The sequence below is a fragment of the Pseudomonas sp. sp1636 genome, assembly GCF_030376615.1.
GTDB lineage: Bacteria > Pseudomonadota > Gammaproteobacteria > Pseudomonadales > Pseudomonadaceae > Aquipseudomonas.
Genome location: NZ_JARRAB010000039.1, coordinates 1 through 2,432, shown reverse-complemented (window position 1 = coordinate 2,432; position 2,432 = coordinate 1). Strand labels below are relative to the sequence as shown.

Sequence of the window (2,432 nt, the reverse complement as noted above, 5' to 3'; positions counted from 1 at the left end):
CTGTTTCAGGACTCGGCGCTTGAGGCTCTAGACAAGAGCAAGCTGGTTACCAAGCCCGCTGGAGCCGTTGTCTCGAAGAAACGCTACCTGATTGGTCGCAACCTGGGCAGTAGCGAGCAGGTGCATGTGGGTTACATTCGGGATACCGCAGGCATCAGCGACGACATGATGTTCTGGGCGCCACGTGGTGTGAGCCGTTTCCACTTTGTGGGTGGCGCACGCTTTATCCACGGTGGGGCTGCGTTGCAGGAAGTGGCTGTGCCGGTGCTCAAAGTGCAACAGGTACGCGGTCAGAAGGCCAAAGGCACAGCGGTGCGCAAGGCGCAGATCACAGTGCTGGGTAACAACTTCACCATTACCACCAACCGCTATGTGTTCAACCTATTGCAGACTGAGGCGGTTTCCGAACGTGTGCTTCCGGCGGTGCTGCGTGTAGGGCTATATGATGACGCAGGAGAGGCGGTATCTGCGGTGGAGCTGGTCTCCCTGGATAGCGACTCGCAGAATCTTGACCAGCGCCAACGCAAGGTGATTCTGACGCTATTGAACCGTTCGTTCTCTTCCAGTGAGCGCTATTTCTTTAAGCTGCTTGACGCCGAAACTGACGTTGAGCAGTTCCGAATTGATGTCCGTATCAACCTGGCGATTAGCAATGACTTTGACTTCTGATAGCAGCAATCTTGATTTGGATCTTGACGCTCTGCTGAACCGTTTTTTTACAGGCAAGGTGGTGCGCAAGGATCTGACCAAGCGTTTGAAGGAGGGCATCAACGTACCGGTGTACGTGCTTGAGTATTTGCTCGGCATGTACTGCGCCTCGGATAACGAGGAGGTCATTGCTGATGGTCTGGAAACCGTAAAGCGCATTCTTGCAGAAAACTACGTTCGCCCCGACGAGGCCGAAAAGGTTAAGTCGAAGATCCGCGAGCGCGGCAGTTTCAAAATCATCGACAAGGTTTCAGTAAGCCTGAACGAGCGCCGGGATATCTACCAGGCGCTATTCATGAACCTGGGCGTCAAAGATGCCGAGATTCCCAGTCGCTTTATCAAAGACTTCGAGAAGCTCCTCGCTGGTGGCATCTGGTGCATCGTGACCATGAATTATCACTTCGAGGAGGGTGGTAAAGGCTCACCTTTCACTGTGCATGACCTCAAGCCCATCCAGATGCCTAACATGGACATGGACGCGTTGTTGGAGGCGCGCAAGGCGTTCAGTGAAAACGAGTGGATTGATGTGCTGCTGCGCTCAACGGGCATGGAGCCAGCTCATTTCAATGAGCGCACGAAGTGGCATCTGCTCACTCGGATGATTGCCTTCGTCGAGAACAACTACAACTGCTGCGAGCTTGGCCCACGTGGTACGGGCAAGAGTCACATTTACAAGGAGGTCAGCCCAAACAGCATCCTAGTTTCCGGTGGCCAGACCACCGTAGCCAACCTGTTCTACAACATGTCCCGTAGGCAAGTAGGTTTAGTCGGGATGTGGGATGTGGTGGCCTTCGACGAAGTGGCGGGTATCTCGTTCAAGGACAAGGACGGCGTCCAGATCATGAAGGACTACATGGCCTCGGGCTCCTTCGCCCGTGGGCGTGACTCCATCTCAGCTTCTGCGAGCATGATGTTTGTCGGCAACATCAACCAACCGGTGGATACCTTGGTTAAGACCAGCCACCTACTGGCACCGTTTCCAAGCGCGATGATCGACTCTGCGTTTTTCGACCGTTTCCATGCCTACATTCCAGGCTGGGAGGTGCCGAAGATGCGCCCTGAGTTTTTCACCAATCGCTACGGGCTGATTACCGATTACCTGGCCGAGTTCATGCGTGAGATGCGCAAACGAAACTTTGCCGATGCCATCGACCGTTTCTTCAAGCTGGGCAACAACCTAAATCAGCGTGACACCATCGCTGTGCGCCGGACGGTCTCTGGCTTGCTCAAGCTTTTACATCCAAGTGCTGACTATGATCGTGAAGCTGTACGTCGCTGCCTTGAGTACGCATTGGAGACCCGGCGCCGGGTGAAGGAGCAGCTGAAGAAAATTGGCGGAATGGAGTTCTTCGATGTGCATTTCTCGTACATCGACGCCGACACTCTGGAAGAGACGTTCATCAGCGTGCCGGAGCAGGGCGGGGGCGGGCTGATACCCGAAGGGCAAGGTAAACCCGGGGCAATGCATCTGGTGTCGACTGGAGCCAATGGACACCTGGGGCTCTACCGTCTGGAAACCCAGATCACTGCCGGTAGCGGCAAGCTGAATATGTCCGGCCTTGGAACCAGCTCATCCGCGAAAGAAGCGCTGAAGGTTGCTTTCGACTACTTCAAAGCCAATATCAATCGTGTGAGCGCGGCGTCAAAGGTCGGAGACCATGATTACCACCTACATGCCGTTGAGCTTCATAACACTGGTGCACCCAAGGCATTGACCCTCGCAG

1 protein-coding gene and 1 pseudogene are annotated in these 2,432 nt (G+C 54.7%); both read left to right on the top strand.

Features of this window, described 5'->3' with window-relative positions:
* Positions 1-669, top strand: a pseudogene (locus P8H27_RS20445) (BREX-1 system phosphatase PglZ type A); the annotation flags it as partial.
* Positions 653-2,432, top strand: a 1,780-nt coding sequence (gene brxL, locus P8H27_RS20440; protein ID WP_289639583.1) for a protease Lon-related BREX system protein BrxL, incomplete at its 3' end; no start/stop codon positions are given. The pseudogene P8H27_RS20445 and the gene brxL, both read left to right, overlap by 17 nt.